We start from the raw sequence: 21,306 nt of genomic DNA, 5'->3' as shown, positions 1-21,306 counted from the left end.
AGGAACGGACCTAGCATGGAAACATTAACGTATCGCTTCGAGCACGGCAGCCGCCGCCTGCCGAGCGCGCCGCAGGTGGTGGGCGTGGTCGGCTCCGGCAACCTGGAAGTGCTGATCGAATCGGCCGCGCTGGGCGGCGCCTGCGAGATCGAGATCCAGACCGCCGCCGTCGGCTTCGGCCAGATCTGGGAAGCCGTCATGCGCGACTTCCACCAGCGCTGGCCGCTGGCCGACGCGCGCATCGCCATCAACGACGTGGGCGCCACGCCCGCCGTGGTCAGCCTGCGGCTGGACCAGGCCGTCCAAACCATGCTGGGGACCACGCCATGAGCAGCGATATGCATAGCTACCAGGAAGCCAACGCCCGCGAACGCCTGCGCCAGCTGCTCGACGAAGGCAGCTTCGACGAATTCATCGGCCCCGCCGAGCGCGTGGTCAGCCCCCACCTGGGCCAGCTCAACGCCCCGGTGGCGTTCGACGACGGCGTGGCCGTGGGCCGGGCGCGCCTGGGCGGCATGCCCGTCTTCGTCGCCGCGCAGGAAGGCGGCTTCATGGGCGGCGCCGTCGGCGAAGTGCACGGCGCCAAGCTCACCGGCCTGCTGCGCCGCGCGCTGGACGAACGGCCGCACGCCGTGGTGCTGCTGATCGAATCGGGCGGCGTGCGCCTGCACGAAGCGAACGCCGGCCTGATCGCCGTGGCCGAAGTCATGCGCGCCGTGCTGGACGCGCGCGCCGCCGGCATCCCCGTCATCGCGCTGGTGGGCGGCGCCAACGGCGCCTTCGGCGGCATGGGCATCGTTGCCCGCTGCACCAACGCCGTCATCATGTCCGAAGAAGCGCGCCTGTCCATGTCCGGTCCCGAAGTGATCGAAACGGCCAACGGCGTGGAAGAATTCGACTCGCGCGACCGCGCCCTGGTCTGGCGCACCACCGGCGGCAAGCACCGCTACCTCACCGGCGACTGCCAGGCCATCGTCCCCGACGCCATCGCCGCCTTCCGCGAGGCCGCCATCGACGCCATCCGCGCCACCGCCGCCCCCGGCGCCGGCGCCGAACTGACGCTGGAGGCGCTGGAACAGGAACAAGCCATGCTCAGCGACCGCATGGCCCGCTTCGGCGCCCTGTCCGACCCCGCCGACATCTGGCGCGAACTGGGCATGCCCGACCCGGCCAACGTCGCCATGCTCGACATCGCCCCCTTCATCGCCGCAGCGGCCGGCCGCCGCGCAGGAGCCCAATAATGCACTGGCAAACACTGGCAAGCGCCCTCTTCCCGCAAGGCCACGGCATCGCCGAGCAGGACCAGTTCCTGTCCGGCACCGCCCAGGTGGACGGCGCCACCGTGGCCGTCATCGGCACCACCGAACACGCCCCGATCGGCATCGAGATCGCCCTGGCGCAAGCCAAGGCCGTCCTGGCCACCGTGCGCCAGCACCCCGGCCGGCCCATCGTCATGCTGGTCGACACCCAGGGCCAGCGCCTGCGCCACCGCGACGAAATGCTGGGCATCAACAGCTACATGGCCCACCTGGGCAAATGCGTCGACCTCGCGCGCCGGCGCGGCCACAAGATCGTCGCGCTGGTGTACGACCAGGCCCTGTCCGGCGGCTTCATCACCAGCGGCCTGATGGCCGACAGCTGCCACGCCCTGCCCGCCGCCACCATCCGCGTGATGGGCCTGCCCGCCATGGCGCGCATCACCAAGGTGCCCGAAGAAGTGCTCACCGAACTGGCGCGCAGCAACCCCGTCTTCGCCCCCGGCCCGGAAAACTACCTGCGCATGGGCGGCCTGCAATCGATCTGGGACGGCGACCTGGCCGCGCTGGGCGCACACCTCGTCCGCGCGCTGCGCGAACCGGCCGCCGGCGACGCGCGCGCCGCGCTGGGCTACGAGCGCGGCGGCCGCAAGCTCGCCCACCCCGTCATCCAAGCCATCCTCGGCGGCCATCATGTACAAGCGGCATGACCTGGTCTGGCTGACGCCCGCAGGCTGGCAAGCCGCGCTGGCCGCCGATCCAGCGCGCGACGCCGTGTTCACCTACTGGCAGCGCGAAGAATGGCCGGTGGTCGTGCGGCGCTGCGACCCCGACAGCGACCCCGCGCACGAAGTCTGCCTCGGCATCGCCCTGCCGCCCGACGCCGACGGCAGCAAGCAGCGCATCGCCCTGCGCGCCGCGCTGCAGCACATCGAGCGCACCACCGCCCCGCTCAGCCTCAAAGCCGCGCGCCCCGCGCTGCCGGCCGCATGGCGCCCCGGCTACACCGAACTGCAGCGCCTCTCGGCCGGCCTGGACCTGCGCGTCTTCGGCTCCCTGGCCTGGCAAGCGCTGACCGGCCTGCGCTGCCTCGGCCCCGGCTCCGACATCGACATCCTGTTGCGCCCCATCAGCCGGCAGCAGCTGCAAGCCGGCGTCGCGCTGCTCAGCGGCCCCGCGCACGGCCTGCCGCTGGACGGCGAAATCATGTTCCCCACCGGCGACGCCGTCTCCTGGAAAGAATGGGCCACCGCCGGCGCCGCCCGCGCCCGCGTGCTGGTCAAAGGCCCGGACGCGGTCCGCCTCGCCGACCCCGAATCCCTGCTCGCCACGCTGAGGCCAACATGAGCTCCCCCGCCCCCGCCCCCTCCACGGGGTCAGGTCCGGCATCACGCCACGGCCTCAGCAGTGCCGACATGCGCGCGGTGAGCCGGCAAGCGGCCCGGCTGGCCGTGCGCGCGCTGTACGCGGAGCTGGCCCTGTACCCCAAACCGGGCCTGGTATCGCTGGTCGACAACGGCAGCCATGAGGACATGACCGCGCTGACCTTTATGCGCAGCCTGTTCTCGCTGCGGCACTACTTCGCCGCCATCTGCCGCGCCGGCATGGAGGACGCGCCGTTCACCCGCCTGAAGCAGCTGGGCATCGCTGCCGAACGCCGCATGATGGCGGCCACCGGCGGCGTCAACACCCATCGCGGCGCCATCTTCGCCCTGGGCATGCTGTGCGCAGCCCTGGGCCGGCAGCTCGCCCGCCCGGTGACGGCATCAGCGGCGAGCCGGCGGACTGCGCCAGCCGGCTCGGCATCCCTGCGCGCCGCGCTGCTCGCAGGCTGGGGCAACGCGCTGGCAGCGCACACGCTGGCCGCGCCCGACGGCTCGCACGGCCAGCGCGCCGCACAGCTGCATGCGGCCAGCGGCGCGCGCGAGGAGGCGGCGCTGGGCTTGCCGTCGGTCTTCCTGGTCGGCCTGCCGGCGCTGGAAACGACGCTGGCACGCAGCGGGGATATGCATCTCGCCCGGGTGGACGCGCTGTTCGCGCTGATGGCGCATGTCAGCGATACCAATGTGCTGCATCGCGGCGGCAAGGCGGGAGCGGAGACGGTGCGGCACGAGGCGCGGCGCTTCCTGGCGCTGGGCGGCACCGCGCACCCGGACTGGCGCGCGCACGCCCTGGGCACGCACCGGCTGTTCGTGCACCATAAGCTTTCCCCCGGCGGCGCGGCGGACTTGCTGGCGGCGTGCTGCCTGGTGCATGCCTTCTCCGCGCAGGCGTGGGGATGACCGGGCCATGAACGCGAGGCTGCTGATACTGTGCCCCGGTCAAGGCGGCCAGCATGCGGGGATGTTCGGTCTGGCCGCTGGGGACGCGGACGGGGCGGCGCTGCTCGGCGGCTTACGCGCGCGCACGGCGCGCGCTAACCCGCCCTACGGGGATCTGGCAGCGGAGGTCTTGTTTGCCAACCGGACGGCGCAGCCGCTGATCGTCACGGCCACGCTGGCGATGTGGGAAGCGCTGCGCAAGCACGCGCCGCCGCCCGCACTGGTGGCGGGCTATAGCATCGGCGAGCTGGCCGCGTGGGGCGTGGCGGGCGCGCTGGCGCCTGAAGAATGCGTGGCACTGGCCCACGCGCGCGCCAGCCTGATGGACCGCTGCCTGGCGCAGCATCCCGGCCAGTCCCTGCTCGCCGTATCGGGCCTGGCGCCGCAGCGCGCCGCCGCGCTGGCCGCGCCACACGGATTCCATCTTGCCATCGTCACCGGCGAAGACAGCTGCATCATCGGCGGCCCGGCTAGCGGCGGGGACAGTGCAGCCACTCAACTGGCGGCTGCCGGCGCGCGCATCACGCCGCTGCCGGTCGAAATTGCCTCCCACACGCCGCTCATGGCCGGCGCCGTCGAGCCGTTCGCGCAAGCCCTGCGCGCATCCGGCCTGCGTGCGCCGGACACGCCCGTGCTGTCCGGCATCAGCGCCGCGCGCCTGGATAGCCGCGAGCAAGCCGTCGAGCACCTGTCGCGCCAGCTCAGCGAAACCATCGTCTGGGATGAATGCATGGATGCCTGCGCCGAAGCAAGCATCACCGTGGCGCTGGAACTCGGCCCCGGCGCGGCGCTGTCACGCATGCTGCAGGCGCGCCACCCGGCAATCGCCTGCCGCTCGGTGGCCGACTTCCGCAGCCTGGACGGCATCCGCGCCTGGCTACGACGCCACTGCGGTTAAATCAGCGGCGCAGATTCTGCTGCGCCCACGCCACGATATTGTTGGCATCCATGGCGCCCGGCTGGCGCGCGATCTCGCGCCCGCCCTTGAACAGCGCCAGCGTGGGGATGCTGCGGATGGCGTAGCGCGACGCCAGGTCCTGCGCCTCTTCCGTGTTCACCTTCACCACACGGAAGTCCGGCTCCAGCCGCTGCGCAGCCTGCTCGTAAAACGGCGCCATGGACCGGCACGGGCCGCACCATGGCGCCCAGAAGTCCACCAGCACCGGCAGCTCGCTGCGTTCGATATGTTTGAGGAAGCGCGCACTCGACAAGTCCACCGGCTTGCCGGTAAACAAGTCCTTCGCGCATTTGCCGCAGGTGGGCTCCTGCCCCAGCCGCGTGGCGGGCACGCGGTTGACGGCGTCGCAATGCGGGCAAACGATGTGCAGGGAATTGGTCTGGGTTGCGGGATTATCAGTTGCGGTATTCATGGCTGGCCATCCAAAATGCGTATGGCGCCAATGTAGCAGAAAAGCGGAAATCGTGAGCGCGGCTGCTCAGCTGGAATCGGCGCTGCTGGCATCGGCGCTGCTGGACTCCGCGCGGCCCTCGTTCTTCACGATGCCGCGCACATTCATCGCCGCCAGGCAAATGTTCAGCACGATCAACGCCCAGGCCTGGTCCTGCCAGCCCCACGCTATCCACAGCGCGTTGCTGGCCAAAAATACCCAGAACCCGGCCAGCCGCCGCCGCGCCGACACCGATGCAACCAGCCAGGCGGCCAACAGCGAAGCCGCCATGGCAGGCCATTCCAGCCACGCCATCCATTCCATCGATTGCCTCCCATCCGGACCAGGCTCCAGTCTAGCCGTATGCCGTTCAGACCGGAGCGCGGATGGGGGAGTCGGCGTGGCGCCAGCGTCAGCTCTCCTTGCGGCCGGGCTGCTGCTTGGCTGCAGCTTGCTGGGCGGCCTGCTGCACCTGCGCACCGGCCACGCGCTGCTCACCGCCGTGCGTTTCAGTTTCCCGGCGCTCGTGGCCGTCCGGGCGCTGGCCGTTCATCTCCTTGCTGTGGCCATTGGCAAACTGGTCGAACGTGGCAGCCATGCGGCGCATCGCATCCTGCTGGTTGCGCACGGTCTTTTCGGTCTCTTCGGTGGCCATACGGGTGACTTCCTCAGCCAGTTCCTTGGCGGTACGGCTGGTCTCGTTCACGTGTTCCTCGGCCACCTTGGCCAGGTCCACATGCGTATTGGCGGCGATGCGCGACAGGTGCTGCTGGTAGGCGCGCAGTTTGTCGGCAGTGGGCTGGGCGTGCGACAGCGTTACGTTGAGCGCGTCGGTGGCACGCTGGCTGGTCAGCAGCTCCTGCCCGGTCAGCGACGCTTCCTCGATCAGCGTCTGCGCCAGTTGAATGTTCAAGTCGCTGTACTGCTGCACAGTGCGAAACAGCGATTTCGACATGTCGTTCAGCAAGGACATTTGCGCTTCCATATGGTGCTTGGCGGCCGGGGTGACAGACTGGTTGAATGAAAACATGGGTTACCTCTGCAAGAAGTTTGGTTGTGTAAAGGAACGCGGCACCGGCAAAGCGGCTGCGCGAATCCACAAGGCTACGTGAGCGCCACGGACGGTCTATGATCTGGATCAAACGTGCGCGCTTCCACGGGCAAGCAGCGGGTTTCAAAAGCGATAGCAAATACGCATTCCTTTCTGGTAAGATTGCCCGGTCGAATCACCACAGGGTAATCTCATGCATTTTGAAGTGCCAAAAGCCGGGCTGAAGACCGTCAAGGAATTCCTGGGCGAATACTCGATGATCGTGGTCAGCATCCTGACCGCGCTGGCGCTCGAACATGCGGCGCAAAGCTGGCACCACAACCACCGCGCGCACGACGCCGAACAGCAGATCGAAGCCGAGCTGCGCGTCAACCTGGAAGAGCTGCACAGCGTCACCGAAGCCAACAGCAAGCAGCTCCAGCACCTGACCAAGCTGCGCAAGGCCCTGCGCGAAGACATCAAGGCCAAGGTCGCGGACAAGGAGGTGGCAAGCCACCTGCTGGAGGCCACCAACCGCAGCTTCGGCCTGAACCTGAAAACGCCGACCTTGCGGCGTGAAGCGTGGGAGGTGGCGGTGGCCAGCCAGGCGGCCAGCTGGATGTCGCCCGCGCTGCTGCAGCGCTACTCGGCGCTGTACGCCCAGCAGCGCGACACCATGGACTCGGTCAACACCAATACCCAGCTCACGCTGAGCGGCCCCTTCATGCTCAATACGCTGTCGGACATGGAGCTGGGCAAAGTCGATCCGGCCGCGCTGTACCACACGCTGCGCCAGATGGAGAGCACTATCGACGGGGTGCAAGGCAACCTGGTCGAACTGGAAAAGCAGATGCGCGCCGCGCTGGCGAAGGCCTGAGGCGGGCCGGCGCCGGGGGGGCTGCCTGTTATACTGCTGCCCTTTCCAGGCCCCGCCTGCATCACAAGGACCATCATGAGCACACTCCCGCCCTGCCCGCAATGCGGCTCCGAACTGACTTACAACGACGGCACGCAATGCGTCTGCCCGGAATGCGCGCATGAATGGCAGCCCGGAGGGGCCGCCGAAGCCGAAGACGGCCCGCGCGTCTACAAGGACGCCGCCGGCAACATCCTGCAGGACGGCGACACCGTCACCGTCATCAAGGACCTGAAACTCAAGGGCGGCGGCGGCACGGTCAAGATGGGCACCAAGGTCAAGAACATCCGCCTGGTGGACAGCGACCACGACATCGACTGCAAGATCGAAGGATTCGGCAACATGAGCCTGAAGACCGAATTCGTCAAGAAAGTCTGATCAAGACCATATCAAGAGAACCATATCAAGAGAACCGTATGCACGCACGCCTGCTCGCCGCCCTCGCAACCCTCTGCTGTGCCTTGCCGGGGCTGGCGGCGGCATCCTGTTCCCGCACCATCAACGTCCCCGTCGCGCCGCATGGCCAGGCGGTGGTCGTCAAGCACGGCAAGGCGGCCGGCGTCGTGCCCGAGATGCTGGACGAACTGGGCGACAAATACGGCTGCAAGTTTGTGTTCCCCGTGGTGCCGCGCGCCCGGCTCGAAATGCTGTTCCGTGCTGCCGATGCGGACCTGATCGTCCTGTCGACACGCTCGCCCGAGCGCGACCTGTCCGGCACCTTCGTCCCGGTGTTCAAGTACCGCGCCCTGCTGGTCGGCATCAAGCCGGTAGACCCGGCGGTGCAGTCGGTGGACGCCCTGCTCAGCCAGACGGACTTGCGCATCGCCGTGGTGCGCGGTTTCGACTACGGCCCCGCCTACCGCAAGCTGCTGGAGCCTGCCATGGCCGCGCGCGTGCAATACGCGAACGACCTCAATGACCTGATGCGCCGCATACAGGCCAGGATAGCCGACGTCACCATCCTCCCGTACAGCAGCGCCTACAACACCATCGTCGACGATCCGCGCCTGGCGGGCCTGGACAGCCAGCTTGTCATCACGGCGCTGGACGACGTGCCCTGGCAGGACGCCGGCTTCTACGTTTCCAAGCGCACGCTCTCCATGGCCGACCAGTCCGCGCTGATCGACATGCTGGGCAGCGAGGAAGTGGGCAAGCACATCCTGAAATCGCTGTCCAAGGTCATCCCGCCCGCCGTGTTCGGGCTCACGGCAAAGCGCCACTAGGCTGGCAAGCGGCACGGCGCCGCCGTCACCTCCTTCATCGGCGGTTTTTTCGCGCTGGAAACGGCAGCGGCGCCGGCCTAGCGCCGGCGCGAGGCCATTATCCCGAAATCCTGGAAACTGTATCCACGGCTGCGCCGTTGTGGGGCCGGGGGGCGATGCGTACACTGGATTCATCGATCACCCCACCGGAGAAGACCATGGAACAGAACATGAAAGCAGTCGTGATGCGCGCGTTTTCCAGCTCGCTGGCAGTAAGCGACACCGCCCGCCCCCAAGCCGCCGCAGGCCAGGTCCTGGTGCGCGTCAAGGCCAGCGGCGTCAATCCGCTGGACCTGAAGATCGCGTCCGGCGCCGCCGACCATGCGCAGGTCACGCTGCCCGCCATCCTCGGCATCGACCTGGCCGGCATCGTCGACAGCGTGGGCGAAGGCGTGACCGGCTTCGCGCCCGGCGACGAAGTGTGGGGCATGACCGGCGGCGTGGGCAAGCTGCAGGGATCGCTCGCCCAATACGCGGCCGTGGATGCGGATCTGCTGGCACGCAAGCCCGCCAGCATCGGCATGCGCGAAGCAGCGGCGCTGCCGCTGGTGTTCATCACGGCCTGGGAAGGGCTGGTGGACCGCGCCCGCATCCGGGCCGGCCAGAAGGTGCTGGTGCACGGCGGCGCCGGCGGCGTCGGCCATATCGCGGTGCAGATCGCGCGCGCCTTCGGCGCCCAGGCCTACGCCACCGGCAGCGCCTCGCAGCGCGCCGTCATCGAAGGCTACGGCGCAGTGTTCATCGACTACGAGAGCAGCAGCGTGGACGACTACGTGCAGCAGCACACCGGCGGCGCCGGCTTCGACATCGTGTTCGACACCGTCGGCGGCGCCACGCTCGACGCCTCCTTCCGCGCCGCCGGCCGCTACCACGGCCACGTGGTCAGCGCGCTGGGCTGGGGCACGCATTCGCTGGCGCCGCTGTCCTTCCGCGGCGCCACCTATTCCGGCATCTTCACGCTGCTGCCGCTGCTAAGCGGCGAAGGCCGCGCCAACCACGGCGCCATCATGGCCGAAGCGGCCAGGCTGGTGGACGCGGGCAAGATCAAGGTGCTGCTGGACGACCGGCATTACGGCCTCCACGGGGTGGACCAGGCGCACGCCGCCATGCGCAACCGCACCGCGCGCGGCAAAGTCGTGGTGGAGGTAGCGTGAGCCTGCCCGCCAACAACCGGGCTCGTGCGGCGAAATGCTGCCGCAGGAAGCCTGAGCATGTCACGCGGCTGCCGCGCGGATGGCGGTCCCGCCGCCGTCAGGCCGCGTCGCCCGCCCGGTAGCGGCCCAGCACGGCGGGCACGATGCGCTTGTGCACCGGCGCCACGAACAGCATGTACACGCGGCCCAGCAGGTTGTGGATGTGCACCACGGTCGATACCGCAATCGCACTGCGCGGTACGGCCAGCTTGCGCACGGAAACGCGCACTTGCAGGTGCTTGTCCTTGTCGCCGAGGAGGACCTCGTCGTCGCTCAGGTAGACGATGGAGAAGATGCCCACGCGGTCGCCCAGCTTGTAGTCGCTGGCCGGCCGCTGCGCGCTGGCGCCGTTCAGATGGCCCAGGTTCTTCAGCCCGAACAGGCCGACCACGCGGTTGCGCAGCGCCATCAGCCGGTTCACCCAGCCGGGCGTGCGGGCCACCACGTCCAGATACAATTGCAGCGCGGTGCGGCTGGTCGGCGCGACCGGCATCTCGTAGCAGTCGTGGAAATCGGAACCGGCCAGATGCGCAGCGATTTCGCTGTCGCGCGGCACCGGCACGGCCAGGATGGGCTGGCGGCCAGCCGGCGCGGCGCTCATGCACCCGCCCGCTTGGGCTGGTGGCCCAGCTTGAGCAGCGCGGCCATCACCGCGTCGCAATGGTCGCCCTGCACTTCGATCACGCCGTCCTTGACGGTGCCGCCGGAACCGCAGGCGGTGCGCAGCTGCTTGCCCAGCGCCGCCAGCGCATCGCCGTCCACCGCCAGCCCCTTCACCACGGTGACGCACTTGCCGCCCCGCCCCTTGGTCTGGCGCGACACGCGCACCACGCCGTCGCCCACCGGCGCGGCCTTCGCGGCGGCCTTGCAGGCGCAGGACGCGAGCGGCTGGCGGCAATCGGGGCACATGCGGCCGGTCTCGGTGGAATAGACCAGGCCACCCTTGGAAATGTTTTTCATCATATCGGTATCAATCGGCCAGCGGCACGATCAGGTAATCGCCTTCATTGCCGGCGCGGTTCAGGTCGGGACTGACGCGGAACCATTCGAATTCTTCCGGCCCCAGCGCCATCGAGCGCGCCAGCATTTCAGCCTGCTCCATGCTCAGGTCCGGGTCCAGCCAGGTGGCCGCGTCGGCCGCGTTCAGGCACACCGGACGGCGGTCGTGGATGTCCACCATGCCGCCCGCGGAATCGGCGGTGATCAGCACGAAGCCCGATTCCGCCTTGTGTCCCTTGTACGGCCCGAAGTTGGCCAGCGCCAGCATGAAGATAGGCTCGCGGTCCTTGCGGTGGATGTGCCAGGGCTGGCGCTGGCCCTTCGGCCCGGTCCATTCATACCAGCCGCTGGCCGGCACCAGCGCGCGGCCCGTCTTGAGCATGCGGCCCCAGTAATTATTGGCGACCTTTTCCAGCCGCGCGTTGTAGCACACCGGCAGCTTCTGCGCCGCCCAGGCGGCGCGGTAGCCCCAGTACAAATCGTCCACCTGCGGCACCCCGTCCTGCATGTGCAGCACGGGCCGGTAAGTGCCCGGCGCAGCGTTCGGCGTGGCCCCGGCCTCGCCGCGGTAAACCGCGTCGGCCCAGCCGAAAGCGCTGAGGTAGCGCTGCATGGTGTCGTTTTGATCGAATCGTCCGCACATGGCAGGATCATACCAGCATGGCCGAATTGATGATGGTGACAATGTGCGCATTTTGCCGGCGCGGCGGCATGCATAATCGTGGGTCATGTTAACTACCAGTACCAATGATGCGGACCCTGTTATTGCTGCTGCTTTTCTCCGCGCGCCTCGCCTGCGCGCAGGAACCCGCCAAGGCCTCGTTCGAAAGCGACCACGAATTCGACAATGGCTCGCCGATCACGCTGGGCAGCCTCGCGCCGGTGCAGGTCGAGAACCTGGTCACGCTGGGCAAGGTGTGGGGCTTTTTGAAGTACCACCACCCGGCCGTCACGGCAGGCAAGCGGCACTGGGACTACGAGCTGCTGCGCGTGGCGCCCGCCGTGCTGGCTGCGCCGGACCGCGCGGCGGCGGGCGCGGTACTGCACAAATGGATACTGGACCTGGGCGAGATTGCGCCCTGCAATCCCTGCGCCAGCCTGCCTGCCGCCGGCCTGCACTTGCGGCCCGCGCTGGAGTGGCTGGAGGACGGCACGCTGCCGGGCGCGGAGCTGCGGGCGGACTTGAGGAAGGTCTATGCCAACCGCTCCGCCGGCGCGTCGCAGTTCTATGTCAGCCATGCGAAAAACATCGGCAATCCGGTGTTCGAGCACGAGCCGGATTACACGAACGTGAAGTTCCCCGACGCCGGCTTTCAGCTGCTCGCGCTGTTCCGCTTCTGGAATATCATTGAATACTGGTCGCCCTACCGCGACGTGATCGGGGAGAAATGGGACGACGCCTTGCGCCAGTCGCTGCCCAGCGTGGCGCTGGCCAAAGACCGCCGAGGCTTCGACCTGGCGATGACGGCCGTTGCCGCGCGCGTCAACGACACGCACACCAGCCTGTGGACTCCGCAGCCGGTGCGGCCTCCGGTGGGCAGGTGCGGCCTGCCGGTGAGGATGCGCTTCATCGGCAACAAGGCCGTGGTCTTCGGCTACGCCGACGAAGCGGCCGGCAAGGCGACAGGCCTGCAGGCAGGCGACATCGTCGAAGCGCTGGACCAGGTTCCCGTCGCCAAACTGACGCAAAGCTGGGCGCCCTACTACGCCGCATCCAACGAGCCTACCCGCTTGCGCGACATGGCCAGCGGCATGGGCAGCGGCGCGTGCGGCGACGTCGCGCTGCGCATCCGCAGGGCCGGACTGGAACAGGATGTCGCTGTCAGGCGCGCGCCCGTCCGCACGACGCCCAGGCTGCGCACGCATGACCGCGACGGCGACACCTTCCAGATGCTGGCGGACGATATCGCCTATATCAAGCTGTCCAGCATCAAGCGGGACGACATCCCGCGCTACCTGGAGGCGGCGGCCGCGACGAAGGGACTGGTGATCGACATCCGCAACTACCCTTCCGAGTTCGTGGTCTTCGCGCTGGGCCAGCACCTGGTCGACAAGCCGACCGACTTCGTGCGCTTCACGGCCGGCGACGCGAGCAATCCCGGCGCCTTCCACTGGGGACCGACGCTGGCGCTCCAGCCGCAGCAGCCGCACTACCGGGGCAAGGTGATGATACTGGTGGACGAAGTGTCGCAAAGCCAGGCTGAATACACCACCATGGCCTTCCGCGCCGCGCCGCGCGCCAAGGTCATCGGCAGCACCACCGCGGCGGCGGACGGCAACGTCTCGCCCGTGCCCTTGCCGGGCGGCCTCAGGACCATGATCAGCGGCATCGGTGTCTTCTACCCGGACAAGCGCCCCACCCAGCGCGTGGGCATCGTGCCCGACATCGAAGTGCTGCCCACACTGCAAGGCATCGAGGCCGGCCGCGACGAGGTGCTGGAAGCGGCCATCGCAGAAATCCGGCGCGATTAACGTCGCCGGCGCCTCAGAACGCGGCCACGTCCAGCACCGCCTGCGCGAACGCCTTCGGTGCTTCCTGCGGCAGGTTGTGGCCGATGCCGCCGGTCAGGTTGCGGTGCTCGTACTTGCCGGTGAACTTGCTGCGGTAAGCGGCCGGCGGCGGGAACGGCGCGCCGTTGGCATCCCCTTCCATCGTGATGGTCGGCACCATGATGGCCGGCGCGGCGGCCAGGCGCTTTTCGAATTCGTCGTAGCGCGCTTCGCCCGGCGCGGCGCCCTGGCGCCAGCGATAGTTGTGCAGCACGATGGCCACGTGGTCGGGATTGGCGAAGGAGGCGGCGCTGCGGTCCATGGTGGCGTCGTCGAACTTCCACTGGGGCGACGCGGTCTGCCAGATGTACTTGGCGAAATCGCGCGTGTTCTTGGCGTAGCCGGCGGCGCCGCGGTCGGTGGCCAGGTAGTACTGGTACCACCAGTCATGCTCGCCTTTCGGCGACAGCGGCACTGTGCGCGTATCGATATTGGTCACCAGGTAGCCGCTCACGGACACCAGCGCCTTGCAGCGTTCCGGCCACAGCGCCGCGATGACGCAGGCCGTACGCGCGCCCCAGTCGAAGCCGCCGATCACGGCCTTGGGAATCTTCAGCGCGTCCATCAGGGCGATGATGTCGAGCGCGACAGCAGATTGCTGCGCGTTGCGGAACGTGGTGCTGGACAGGAAGCGCGTGGTGCCGTGGCCGCGCAGATGGGGAACGATCACGCGGTAGCCGGCGGCGGCCAGGATGGGCGTCACTTCGGCGAAGGCGTGGATGTCATACGGCCAGCCGTGCAGCAGCAGCACCGGCGCGCCGTTGGCGGGACCGGCTTCCACGTAGCCGACGTTCAGCAAGCCTGCGTCAATCTGCTTGAGCTGGCCGAAGGACGGTGCCACGCCGGGCTGCGGGCCGGCAGCGGCCGCCCCTGCGGCACCAGCGGCGGCCGGCGCGGCCTGGGCGGATGCGGCGCCGGCCAGCCCGAGCTGCGCCATGGCCAGCGCGGCGGCGGCGGTGCCAAAGAAGCGGCGGCGTTGCTGATTGATTGCGTTGACCATCTTTTACTCCCCCTGTCGTTGTGTGATCCGATGGGAGAATATTAGCCCGGCCATGTATTAGCCGTGTAAGGCAATGCGGACGATTGTGTAATGCACTGTGTTGGTGTATACGCCGGATACATTGGCATACAAAACCGCCGGAAACGGCTATTCGGTGCGCCCGGTGGCGCTCACGGTGCGCCACACCACGTAGTCGTCCACCGAGTAGAGCTGGCAAGGCTGCTGGCTCCTGGTCTGGCAGGCAGCCAGGGCGCTGCCGGAGGGGTCCTCGCCCTCCTCGGCCCAGCCCCAGGCGCCGGTGGGCGAAACGGCAAAGGCGCGCGGCAGTTGCCGCTGCAGGAAAGCCTTGTACTCGGCGCGCCCCTTGCCGGCCAGGTAGGGGATGGCTTCCACGTCCTCCAGCGCGGCGTAGTCGCTGGGCGCCTGGTACTGCGCTTCGCCGGCCACGGTGAACTTCTCCCCCACCGGCATGCCGATGCGCGCCAGGAAGCGCTCGGCCACCGGCAGCCAGACTTTCTCGCCCTCGCGGCTGGCCAGCATGGTGTGCGCGTCGCGCTTGAAATCGCCGTAGGCTACCAGCTGCGCCTTGCCGCCGGCCCTGGTGTAGGCCTGGTGCATGCGGTCCACCAGTTCGGGGCCGAAGTAGGAATCGTTGGCGCCGTACATCCACAGACTGGCCACCTTGCTGCGCCGGCCGTAGTCGCCGAAGGCGCGCACCAGCGCGCCCTGCCAGTCGCACGGGCCGCCATGCACGCGCAGGCCGCCGGCGAAATTCATCACGCCGCGCACGCCGGGCACGTCCTGCGTAGCCAGCGCCATGGTCGCCAGGCCGCCGTAGGACTGCCCCGCCACCACGATGCGCCGCGGGTCCACCCAGCGCTGCCCGCGCGCGTAGCGGATGGCGTCGCGCACGTCGTTGGCCTGGGTGTAGCCGTTGGCGGCCATGTCGCAGCCGTGGTCGATATAGTGCCCGGTGGAGTGGGCAAAGCCGGTGCGCATCGGCACCATCACCGCGTAGCCGCGCCGCACGAAGGCGCTGGCCATGTGGATGAAGCGGTCGCGCTGCTGCATTTTCGGGTCGCCCGGCGCCTTGCCGTGGTTGATCACCAACAGCGGGAACGGGCCGTCGCCGTCCGGCTTGAACACCGTGGTTTCCAGCGACACGTTCTGCCCGGGGCCGGCCGGTATCATCACGACCTGCTCGTTCAGTTGCGAAACTGGCAAGGAGCGCGGCGCGGCGGCATGGGAAGGCAGGATGGCGCAGCACAGGGCCAGGGCGGCGAGGCTGCGGCGGCACAAACTGAACGCTGCGGTGTCGATGATGCAACTCCAGAAAACGGACGGGACAATGTCACAATTCTGCGGGCCAACTTTTTCGAAGGCAATACCAGATCGCTAAAACTACTGCCTTTTTTTGTGGCAATAGTTATTCCTAGCCAATTGCGCGGTGCAATTGGACGCGGTACACTGGAAATCATTGTCCAAGGGAAAGAACATGACCGTATCCGCCCTCAGCGCCGGGGCTTCCGGCCTCAACGCGAACCAGCAGGCGCTGGGTGTCGCCGCGCACAATGTTGCCAACGCCAACACCCAGGGCTACCAGCCCCAGCAGGCTCAATACCAGGAAGCCAGCCCGGCCGGCAGCGGCGTCACCTTGTCCGCGCAGGGACGTGGTCTGGCAGCGGCCGAGGGGGGCAACGCCGCCAGCGGCACCGACCTGGCCACCGAGATCACCCATTCCCTGGTCTACAAGGCCAGCTTCGACCTGAACGCCAAGGTCATCCAGGAAGCCGACAAGCGCATCGGCACACTGATCGACATCAAAGCCTGACACCCCGCCCTGGCCGCGCTATGCTGTCTGAAAGGACCGACGCCTAGCGAGGCCGCATGCCCTCTTCCTACCTGTTCAAAGACCGCAAGGATGCCGCCCGCCAACTGGCGCAGCGTTTGCAGCTGTTGCGCCTGCACCATCCGCTGATCCTGGCGATACCGCGCGGCGCGATTCCCATCGGCGCCATCCTGGCCCGGCAACTGCACGGCGAGCTGGACGTGGTGCTGGTGCGCAAGCTGTCCTCCCCGTTCGACCCCGAATATGCCATCGGCGCCATCGACGAGCGCGGCAACCGCCTCATCGCCGACGACTACCCGCAGACCGACGCCAGCCGCGCCTGGCTGGAGCGCGAAGCGGCCGAGCAGCTGGCCGTGCTGCGCGAGCGCCGCGCCGACTACAGCGGCACCCGTCCGCCGGCCGATCCCTGCGGGCGCCACGTCGTCATCGTGGACGACGGGCTGGCCACCGGCGCCACCATGGCCGCCGCGCTGGGCGCGGTGCGGGCCGAGTTGCCGCTGGAGCTGATTGCCGCCGTGCCGGTGGCCGCGCCGCAGTCGCTGCAGCGCATCGCCGGGCTGGCCGACCGCATGGTCTGCCTGCACGCCCCGGCCCGCTTTGCCGCCGTGAGCCAGCACTACAAGCGCTTTCCGCAAGTGGAGCAGGATGAGGCCGTGAAACTGCTGCGCCAGTGTTTCGCTGTGCAAACCGCCGTTTCACAAAACGATTGACAGTTGGATTGCAGCTTGTCAAACTTGGCGCCTGGATCACACCGGGGCCATGCATGCACGACGAGATCGAAGTATTCAGCGACGATGACGCCAAGGACAGGCAGTTCGTCAATGCGCTGGCGCGCGGCCTCGAACTGCTGCGCTGCTTCGGACCGGACGAAGTCTACCTGACCAATGCCGAGCTGGCCAAGCGCAGCTCCCTGCCCAAGCCCACCGTTTCGCGTCTGACGCATACGCTCACCACGCTGGGCTATCTGAACTATTCCGAATCGCTGGGCAAATACCAGCTGGGCGCCGGCGTGCTGGCGCTCGGCTACCGCATGCTGTCCACCATGGACTTGCGCAAGCTGGCGCGGCCGCTGATGGAGGAACTGGCCGAGTATGCGCAGGCGTCGGTGTCGCTGGGCGCGCGCGACCGGCTCAGCATGGTGTACGTGGAGAGCTGCCGCAGCAGCGCCAACGTCACCTTGCGGCTGGACGTGGGCGCGCGCATTCCGATGGCCACCACCGCCATGGGCAAGGCGCTGCTGTGCGTGCTGCCTGAGGCGGAGCGCAACTACCTGCTGGACCGCGTGCGCCAGCGCGACGAGGCCAGCTGGCCGCAGATCAAGGCCGGCGTGGAGCAAGGCTTCAAGGATTACCAGGACCGGGGCTTTTGCATGTCGGCCGGCGAGTGGCAGGGCGATGTGCACGCGGTGGGCGTGCCGGTGCGCGGACTGGACGGCGAGCAGGTGATGGCCTTCAACTGCGGCGGCCCGGCTTTCCTGCTGTCGCATGCGCGGCTGGAGGAAGACCTGGGACCGAAGCTGGTGCAGCTGGTGCGCCGCATCGACACGATACTCGGCCGCGGCTGAACTGACCAAGAGGATGCAATGATACGTGACGAAGAAACCTTGAACCTGCTGCTGGACGGTGTGCGCCGCTTCGTGCGCGAAGTACTGGTGCCGCACGAGCAGGAAGTGGCGGAGACGGACGAGATTCCGCCAGCCGTGGTGGCGCAGATGCGCGAGCTGGGTTTGTTCGGTCTGTCCATTCCGGAGGCCTATGGCGGCCTGCAGCTGACCATGGAAGAGGAAGTGCGCGTGGCTTTCGAGATCGCCTATACCTCGCCCGCCTTCCGCTCGCTGATCGGCACCAACAACGGCATCGGCTCGCAGGGCATCGTCATCGACGGCACCGAGGAGCAGAAGCGGCATTACCTGCCCAAGCTGGCGGCGGGCGAGATCATCGGCTCGTTCGCGCTGACCGAACCGGGCTCCGGCTCGGACGCGGCCTCGCTGCGCACCACGGCCGTGCGCGACGGCGACCATTACATCCTGAACGGCACCAAGCGTTACATCACCAACGCGCCGGAGGCCAGCATCTACACGGTGATGGCGCGCACCGACCCGGCGCGCAAGGGCGCGGGCGCCATCTCGGCCTTTATCGTGGAGCGCGGCACGCCCGGCCTCGCGCTGGGCAAGATCGACAAGAAAATGGGCCAGCGCGGCGCGCACACCTGCGACGTGATCTTCGAGAACTGCCGCGTGCCGGCGGCGAACCTCATCGGCGGCAAGGAGGGCGTGGGCTTCAAGACGGCCATGAAGGTATTGGACAAGGGCCGCCTGCATATCGCGGCCGTGTGCGTGGGCGCGGCCGAGCGCATGCTGGAGGACGCGCTGCGCTACGCCATGGAACGCGAGCAGTTCGGCCACGCCATCGCGGACTTCCAGCTGATCCAGGCCATGCTGGCCGACAGCAAGGCCGAGATCTACGCTGCCAAATGCATGGTGCTGGACGCGGCGCGCAAGCGCGACAACAAGCAGGACATTTCCACCGAGGCGTCGTGCTGCAAGCTGTTCGCGTCCGAGATGTGCGGGCGCGTGGCGGACCGCTCGGTGCAAATCCACGGCGGCGCGGGCTACGTTTCAGAATACGCGGCGGAGCGCTTCTACCGCGACGTGCGGCTGTTCAGGATTTACGAGGGCACCTCGCAAATCCAGCAGATCGTCATTGCGCGCAATATGATCAAGGCGGCGCAAGGGTGATGGATATCGACGCCCTCCTCGCCAGCCTGCCGGCGCGCATCAGCGACATTCCGCGCCGCTGGGCCGCGCTCGCACCCGACGCGCCGGCGTTAAGCGAGGCCATGCCAGGGCTGCCCTCAGCGCCCGGGGCGCGCCGGGTCTGGACCTATGGCGAGCTGGTGGCGGCGGTGGATGCGGCGGCGGAGCGCCTGCGCGCGCTGGGCGTGCGGCCGGGGGACCGGCTGATGGTGGTGGCGGAGAATTCAGTGGCGCAGGTGGTGCTGATCTTCGCGGCGGCCAGCATGGATGCGTGGATCGTCAACGCGAACAGCCGCCTGTCGGCGCGCGAGATCGACCAGTTCCGCGAGCATGCGGGCGCGCGGCGCGTGATCTATTGCAGCGGCGTGTCGCCCGAAGCGGCGGCGCACGGCGAGCGGCATGGCGCGCAGCGCGAGCACTGGCTGTTCGGCGAATGGATGATAGGCCCGCTGAATGATTCGCCCGCCGCCGCGCCCGAGCCGGTGGCGTCCGGCGCGGACTTCAGCGCACGGCAGCCGGCAGCCCTCATCTACACGACCGGCACCACAGGCCAGTCCAAGGGCGTGATGCTGTCGCACCGCAACCTGCTGTTCATCGCGGCCGTATCGAGCACCCTGCGCGGCCTCACGCCGGCCGACCGCGCCTACGGCGTGCTGCCGATTTCGCACGTCTACGGCCTGGCCTCCGTCATGCTCGGCACGCTGTACGCGGGCGCCTGCCTGCACCTGCAGCCGCGCTTCGCAGTCGACGCCCTGCTGCATGCGCTGCGCGACGAGCACCTGACCATCCTGCAGGGCGTGCCCGCCATGTATGCCCGCCTGCTCGAAGCAGTCGGCCAGCAAGGCGGCGCGACGCTGCGCACCAGCTTGCGTTTCGCCTACGCCGGCGGTTCGCCGCTTGACCCGGTGCTCAAGCGCCAGGTCGAAGCGCTGCTCGGCCAGCCGCTGCACAACGGCTACGGCATGACCGAAAGCTCCCCCACCATCAGCCAGACCCGCCTCGACGCCCCGCGCGGGGACACCTCGGTCGGCTACGCCATCCCAGGCGTGGAGACCCGCCTCGTCGCAGCATCCGGCCCCTCGCAGGGCGGGACCGGCGAACTGTGGGTGCGCGGCCCGAACGTCATGCTCGGCTACTACAAGGAACCGGCGCTCACCGCCGCCGCCATCGATGCGGACGGCTGGCTGAACACGGGCGACGTGGCCCGCCAGGACCCGGACGGCGCGCTGTTCATCGTCGGCCGCACCAAGGAACTGATCATCCGCTCCGGCTTCAATGTCTACCCGCTCGAAGTGGAAACGGTGCTGAACGCCCACCCCGCCGTGGCGCAGTCCGCCGTGGTCGGCCGCCCTGCGGCAGACGGCAACGAAGAAGTCATCGCCTACGTCGAACTTGATCCGCGCCACGCCGCCAGCGGCGCCGCGCAGGAGCTGATCGCCGAACTGCACGCCCACCTGGCGGCCTCGCTCTCGCCTTACAAATGCCCCACGGAGATCATCCCCATGCAAGCCTTGCCGGCCGCAGCCACCGGCAAGATCCTCAAAAGCCAGCTACGCCAACTGGCACAAGGAAGAGCACAACAAATGGCGCACACCACGGAGACCAAAAAATGAAAAGCCTGTACAAGAAGATCGCTCTCGCGGCCCTGCTGTCGGCCGCCTGCGCCGGTGCGGCGCGCGCCGAAGAATTCCTGGTCGGCGCCGAACTGCCGCTGACCGGCTCGCTGGCCCGCGTCGGCGCCGGCATGCAGGAAGGCGTAATGGTGGCGGCCGAAGTGTTCAACAAGACCAACGGCAAGCACAAGGTCAAGATCGTCACCGTGGACGACGAATCGGCCCCCGCCAAAGCCATCGCGGCGGTGGAAAAGCTTGCCAGCCAGGGCGTAGTCGCCATCACCGGCGGCTACGGCTCCAACAACATCGCGCCCGCCTCCGACGCGGCCAACAAGCTCAACCTGGTCTACATCACCTCGGGCGGCGTGGACGACAGCCTGGTCTCCAGCGGCCGCAAGAATTTTTTCCGCATCAATAACACCGCCGGCTACGAAAAAGCCGTGCTGGGCCTGATCAACGACGTCGGCGCCAAATCCGTCTCCATCATCTACTCCACCAAGGAAGCCACCTCCGACCTGGCCAAGTCCATCGAAAAGGAACTCACGGCCAGAGGCATCAAGACGGCCTCGCATTCCTTCGACCCGGCCATCACCGACTTCAAGCCCATCATCAACAAGATCAAGCTGCAGGACAAGTCCGAACTGGTGCTCATGTCCGGCTACGAAAATGACTACGTTGGCATCCTGCGCGCCGCGCGCGTGCTCAAGCCGAACGTGAAAGCCATGGTGGGCGTGTGGTCGCTGGCCACGCCCAAGATGGCGGCCGAATTCCCCGACCTGATGCCCAATGTGTTCGGTACCGCGCTGCTGCCCTTCCCCGCCACCTTTGAAACGGCCGACGGCAAGGCCTTCGCCGAGACCTACAAGCAGCTGTACAAGAAGGAACCGGACTATCTCGGCCAGTTCGGCTATGTGCAATCGATGCTGCTGTTCGAAGCCATCGCACGCGCGGCCGACAAGGGCAGCGTGAAGAAAGGCGGCATCGCCGAGGAGATGCGCAAGACCGACCGCGAAACGCTGATCGGCCGCGTGCAGTTCGCCGCAAACGGCGACAATCCCAACTTCGTGCACCGCATGGGCCAGCACCAGGACAAGAAGATCGTGATCGTCTGGCCCAAGGCCAACGCCACCGGCAAGATCGCCTACCCGGCCGTGCCTTGGTAAGCGCGGCAAGG

At 68.0% G+C, this 21,306-nt stretch carries 25 protein-coding genes; 17 read left to right on the top strand and 8 right to left on the bottom strand.

Annotated elements, in window-relative coordinates:
- Nucleotides 1–15: 15 nt before the first annotated feature.
- Genes mdcC through ACFJI2_RS08065 form a run of 6 tightly spaced genes read left to right on the top strand, consistent with a single transcriptional unit; the run spans nt 16 to nt 4,475 of the window.
- Nucleotides 16–330 (top strand): malonate decarboxylase acyl carrier protein, encoded by a 315-nt coding sequence (gene mdcC / locus ACFJI2_RS08090; protein WP_377704536.1) that lies wholly within the window; start codon nt 16–18, stop codon nt 328–330.
- An 8-nt stretch (nt 331–338) separates the two neighbouring features.
- On the top strand, nt 339–1,241 hold the full coding sequence (locus tag ACFJI2_RS08085; protein WP_377705811.1) for a biotin-independent malonate decarboxylase subunit beta: 903 nt from the start codon (nt 339–341) through the stop codon (nt 1,239–1,241).
- Nucleotides 1,241–1,966: a biotin-independent malonate decarboxylase subunit gamma gene (mdcE, locus tag ACFJI2_RS08080; protein WP_377704535.1), complete on the top strand. Its 726-nt coding sequence runs from the start codon at nt 1,241–1,243 to the stop codon at nt 1,964–1,966. Before ACFJI2_RS08085 ends, mdcE begins: the two co-directional genes overlap by 1 nt.
- Nucleotides 1,950–2,603: a malonate decarboxylase holo-[acyl-carrier-protein] synthase gene (gene mdcG / locus ACFJI2_RS08075; protein WP_377704534.1), complete on the top strand. Its 654-nt coding sequence runs from the start codon at nt 1,950–1,952 to the stop codon at nt 2,601–2,603. Before mdcE ends, mdcG begins: the two co-directional genes overlap by 17 nt.
- Nucleotides 2,600–3,538 carry a triphosphoribosyl-dephospho-CoA synthase MdcB gene (gene mdcB, locus ACFJI2_RS08070; protein ID WP_377704533.1) on the top strand — a complete coding sequence of 313 codons (939 nt, stop codon included), beginning with the start codon at nt 2,600–2,602 and terminating at the stop codon, nt 3,536–3,538. Before mdcG ends, mdcB begins: the two co-directional genes overlap by 4 nt.
- 7 nt (nt 3,539–3,545) lie before the next feature.
- A complete protein-coding gene (locus ACFJI2_RS08065; protein ID WP_377704532.1) occupies nt 3,546–4,475 on the top strand; it encodes an ACP S-malonyltransferase in 930 nt (309 codons plus the stop codon).
- Between the two features lies 1 nt (nt 4,476).
- On the opposite strand, the gene trxC is transcribed toward ACFJI2_RS08065, so the two are convergent.
- The 3 genes from trxC to ACFJI2_RS08050 all read right to left on the bottom strand — a co-directional run bounded on the left by trxC (nt 4,477) and on the right by ACFJI2_RS08050 (nt 5,995).
- Nucleotides 4,477–4,947, bottom strand: a complete 471-nt coding sequence (trxC, locus tag ACFJI2_RS08060; protein WP_107871969.1) for a thioredoxin TrxC — start codon at nt 4,945–4,947, stop codon at nt 4,477–4,479.
- Nucleotides 4,948–5,013: 66 nt separating this feature from the next.
- Complete coding sequence (locus ACFJI2_RS08055; RefSeq protein WP_377704531.1) at nt 5,014–5,289, bottom strand: hypothetical protein; 276 nt, start codon at nt 5,287–5,289, stop codon at nt 5,014–5,016.
- Nucleotides 5,290–5,377: 88 nt separating this feature from the next.
- On the bottom strand, nt 5,378–5,995 hold the full coding sequence (locus ACFJI2_RS08050; protein WP_377704530.1) for a phasin family protein: 618 nt from the start codon (nt 5,993–5,995) through the stop codon (nt 5,378–5,380).
- 214 nt (nt 5,996–6,209) lie between these two features.
- On the opposite strand from ACFJI2_RS08050, the gene ACFJI2_RS08045 reads away from it, so the two are divergent.
- The 4 genes from ACFJI2_RS08045 (at nt 6,210) to ACFJI2_RS08030 (ending at nt 9,327) form a co-directional block, all read left to right on the top strand.
- Complete coding sequence (locus ACFJI2_RS08045; protein ID WP_377704529.1) at nt 6,210–6,872, top strand: hypothetical protein; 663 nt, start codon at nt 6,210–6,212, stop codon at nt 6,870–6,872.
- A gap of 75 nt (nt 6,873–6,947) precedes the next feature.
- Complete coding sequence (locus ACFJI2_RS08040) at nt 6,948–7,289, top strand: zinc ribbon domain-containing protein YjdM (RefSeq protein WP_377704528.1); 342 nt, start codon at nt 6,948–6,950, stop codon at nt 7,287–7,289.
- Between the two features lie 38 nt (nt 7,290–7,327).
- Nucleotides 7,328–8,134 carry a substrate-binding periplasmic protein gene (locus tag ACFJI2_RS08035; RefSeq protein WP_377704527.1) on the top strand — a complete coding sequence of 269 codons (807 nt, stop codon included), beginning with the start codon at nt 7,328–7,330 and terminating at the stop codon, nt 8,132–8,134.
- 197 nt (nt 8,135–8,331) lie between these two features.
- On the top strand, nt 8,332–9,327 hold the full coding sequence (locus tag ACFJI2_RS08030; protein WP_377704526.1) for a zinc-dependent alcohol dehydrogenase family protein: 996 nt from the start codon (nt 8,332–8,334) through the stop codon (nt 9,325–9,327).
- 97 nt (nt 9,328–9,424) lie between these two features.
- Here the strand turns inward: ACFJI2_RS08030 and ACFJI2_RS08025 are convergent, their stop codons facing one another.
- From ACFJI2_RS08025 to ACFJI2_RS08015, 3 genes are read right to left on the bottom strand one after another with little or no spacing between them, the layout of a single operon-like run.
- A complete protein-coding gene (locus ACFJI2_RS08025; RefSeq protein WP_377704525.1) occupies nt 9,425–9,967 on the bottom strand; it encodes a DUF2867 domain-containing protein in 543 nt (180 codons plus the stop codon).
- The gene (locus ACFJI2_RS08020; protein WP_377705810.1) at nt 9,964–10,326 is read right to left on the bottom strand and encodes a translation initiation factor Sui1; all 363 of its coding nucleotides are present in this window, start codon (nt 10,324–10,326) and stop codon (nt 9,964–9,966) included. The genes ACFJI2_RS08025 and ACFJI2_RS08020 overlap by 4 nt, the downstream gene beginning before the upstream one ends.
- A gap of 10 nt (nt 10,327–10,336) precedes the next feature.
- Entirely contained in the window at nt 10,337–11,008 is a 672-nt protein-coding gene (locus ACFJI2_RS08015) for an SOS response-associated peptidase (protein ID WP_377704524.1), read from the bottom strand.
- Nucleotides 11,009–11,130: 122 nt separating this feature from the next.
- Here ACFJI2_RS08015 and ACFJI2_RS08010 point away from each other — a divergent pair, with 122 nt between their 5' ends.
- The gene (locus ACFJI2_RS08010) at nt 11,131–12,837 is read left to right on the top strand and encodes a S41 family peptidase (RefSeq protein WP_377704523.1); all 1,707 of its coding nucleotides are present in this window, start codon (nt 11,131–11,133) and stop codon (nt 12,835–12,837) included.
- A 13-nt stretch (nt 12,838–12,850) separates the two neighbouring features.
- On the opposite strand, the gene ACFJI2_RS08005 is transcribed toward ACFJI2_RS08010, so the two are convergent.
- On the bottom strand, nt 12,851–13,915 hold the full coding sequence (locus ACFJI2_RS08005; RefSeq protein WP_377704522.1) for an alpha/beta fold hydrolase: 1,065 nt from the start codon (nt 13,913–13,915) through the stop codon (nt 12,851–12,853).
- A gap of 147 nt (nt 13,916–14,062) precedes the next feature.
- Nucleotides 14,063–15,139 (bottom strand): dienelactone hydrolase family protein, encoded by a 1,077-nt coding sequence (locus ACFJI2_RS08000; protein WP_377704521.1) that lies wholly within the window; start codon nt 15,137–15,139, stop codon nt 14,063–14,065.
- 271 nt (nt 15,140–15,410) lie between these two features.
- Between ACFJI2_RS08000 and ACFJI2_RS07995 the strand changes: the two genes are divergently transcribed.
- Genes ACFJI2_RS07995 through ACFJI2_RS07970 form a run of 6 tightly spaced genes read left to right on the top strand, consistent with a single transcriptional unit; the run spans nt 15,411 to nt 21,295 of the window.
- Nucleotides 15,411–15,746, top strand: coding sequence for a flagellar basal body protein (locus ACFJI2_RS07995; protein ID WP_377704520.1), 336 nt, complete (start codon nt 15,411–15,413; stop codon nt 15,744–15,746).
- Between the two features lie 56 nt (nt 15,747–15,802).
- Nucleotides 15,803–16,474, top strand: coding sequence for a phosphoribosyltransferase (locus ACFJI2_RS07990; protein ID WP_377704519.1), 672 nt, complete (start codon nt 15,803–15,805; stop codon nt 16,472–16,474).
- Between the two features lie 53 nt (nt 16,475–16,527).
- Nucleotides 16,528–17,328: an IclR family transcriptional regulator gene (locus tag ACFJI2_RS07985; protein ID WP_377704518.1), complete on the top strand. Its 801-nt coding sequence runs from the start codon at nt 16,528–16,530 to the stop codon at nt 17,326–17,328.
- A gap of 18 nt (nt 17,329–17,346) precedes the next feature.
- Entirely contained in the window at nt 17,347–18,501 is a 1,155-nt protein-coding gene (locus ACFJI2_RS07980; protein WP_107871938.1) for an acyl-CoA dehydrogenase family protein, read from the top strand.
- Complete coding sequence (locus ACFJI2_RS07975; RefSeq protein ID WP_377704517.1) at nt 18,501–20,132, top strand: class I adenylate-forming enzyme family protein; 1,632 nt, start codon at nt 18,501–18,503, stop codon at nt 20,130–20,132. The genes ACFJI2_RS07980 and ACFJI2_RS07975 overlap by 1 nt, the downstream gene beginning before the upstream one ends.
- Complete coding sequence (locus tag ACFJI2_RS07970) at nt 20,129–21,295, top strand: ABC transporter substrate-binding protein (protein WP_377704516.1); 1,167 nt, start codon at nt 20,129–20,131, stop codon at nt 21,293–21,295. The genes ACFJI2_RS07975 and ACFJI2_RS07970 overlap by 4 nt, the downstream gene beginning before the upstream one ends.
- Nucleotides 21,296–21,306 lie beyond the last annotated feature (11 nt).

Source organism: Pseudoduganella sp. UC29_71 (genome assembly GCF_042693265.1).
GTDB lineage: Bacteria > Pseudomonadota > Gammaproteobacteria > Burkholderiales > Burkholderiaceae_D > Rugamonas.
This window is presented reverse-complemented; position numbering and strand designations above follow the sequence as displayed.

Coding starts and splice junctions, on each gene's coding strand:
- mdcC (WP_377704536.1), top strand. CDS start 16: ATGGAAACATTAACGTATCGCTTCGAGCACGGCAGCCGCCGCCTGCCG.
- ACFJI2_RS08085 (WP_377705811.1), top strand. CDS start 339: ATGCATAGCTACCAGGAAGCCAACGCCCGCGAACGCCTGCGCCAGCTG.
- mdcE (WP_377704535.1), top strand. CDS start 1,241: ATGCACTGGCAAACACTGGCAAGCGCCCTCTTCCCGCAAGGCCACGGC.
- mdcG (WP_377704534.1), top strand. CDS start 1,950: ATGTACAAGCGGCATGACCTGGTCTGGCTGACGCCCGCAGGCTGGCAA.
- mdcB (WP_377704533.1), top strand. CDS start 2,600: ATGAGCTCCCCCGCCCCCGCCCCCTCCACGGGGTCAGGTCCGGCATCA.
- ACFJI2_RS08065 (WP_377704532.1), top strand. CDS start 3,546: ATGAACGCGAGGCTGCTGATACTGTGCCCCGGTCAAGGCGGCCAGCAT.
- trxC (WP_107871969.1), bottom strand. CDS start 4,947: ATGAATACCGCAACTGATAATCCCGCAACCCAGACCAATTCCCTGCAC.
- ACFJI2_RS08055 (WP_377704531.1), bottom strand. CDS start 5,289: ATGGAATGGATGGCGTGGCTGGAATGGCCTGCCATGGCGGCTTCGCTG.
- ACFJI2_RS08050 (WP_377704530.1), bottom strand. CDS start 5,995: ATGTTTTCATTCAACCAGTCTGTCACCCCGGCCGCCAAGCACCATATG.
- ACFJI2_RS08045 (WP_377704529.1), top strand. CDS start 6,210: ATGCATTTTGAAGTGCCAAAAGCCGGGCTGAAGACCGTCAAGGAATTC.
- ACFJI2_RS08040 (WP_377704528.1), top strand. CDS start 6,948: ATGAGCACACTCCCGCCCTGCCCGCAATGCGGCTCCGAACTGACTTAC.
- ACFJI2_RS08035 (WP_377704527.1), top strand. CDS start 7,328: ATGCACGCACGCCTGCTCGCCGCCCTCGCAACCCTCTGCTGTGCCTTG.
- ACFJI2_RS08030 (WP_377704526.1), top strand. CDS start 8,332: ATGGAACAGAACATGAAAGCAGTCGTGATGCGCGCGTTTTCCAGCTCG.
- ACFJI2_RS08025 (WP_377704525.1), bottom strand. CDS start 9,967: ATGAGCGCCGCGCCGGCTGGCCGCCAGCCCATCCTGGCCGTGCCGGTG.
- ACFJI2_RS08020 (WP_377705810.1), bottom strand. CDS start 10,326: ATGAAAAACATTTCCAAGGGTGGCCTGGTCTATTCCACCGAGACCGGC.
- ACFJI2_RS08015 (WP_377704524.1), bottom strand. CDS start 11,008: ATGTGCGGACGATTCGATCAAAACGACACCATGCAGCGCTACCTCAGC.
- ACFJI2_RS08005 (WP_377704522.1), bottom strand. CDS start 13,915: ATGGTCAACGCAATCAATCAGCAACGCCGCCGCTTCTTTGGCACCGCC.
- ACFJI2_RS07995 (WP_377704520.1), top strand. CDS start 15,411: ATGACCGTATCCGCCCTCAGCGCCGGGGCTTCCGGCCTCAACGCGAAC.
- ACFJI2_RS07990 (WP_377704519.1), top strand. CDS start 15,803: ATGCCCTCTTCCTACCTGTTCAAAGACCGCAAGGATGCCGCCCGCCAA.
- ACFJI2_RS07985 (WP_377704518.1), top strand. CDS start 16,528: ATGCACGACGAGATCGAAGTATTCAGCGACGATGACGCCAAGGACAGG.
- ACFJI2_RS07980 (WP_107871938.1), top strand. CDS start 17,347: ATGATACGTGACGAAGAAACCTTGAACCTGCTGCTGGACGGTGTGCGC.
- ACFJI2_RS07975 (WP_377704517.1), top strand. CDS start 18,501: ATGGATATCGACGCCCTCCTCGCCAGCCTGCCGGCGCGCATCAGCGAC.
- ACFJI2_RS07970 (WP_377704516.1), top strand. CDS start 20,129: ATGAAAAGCCTGTACAAGAAGATCGCTCTCGCGGCCCTGCTGTCGGCC.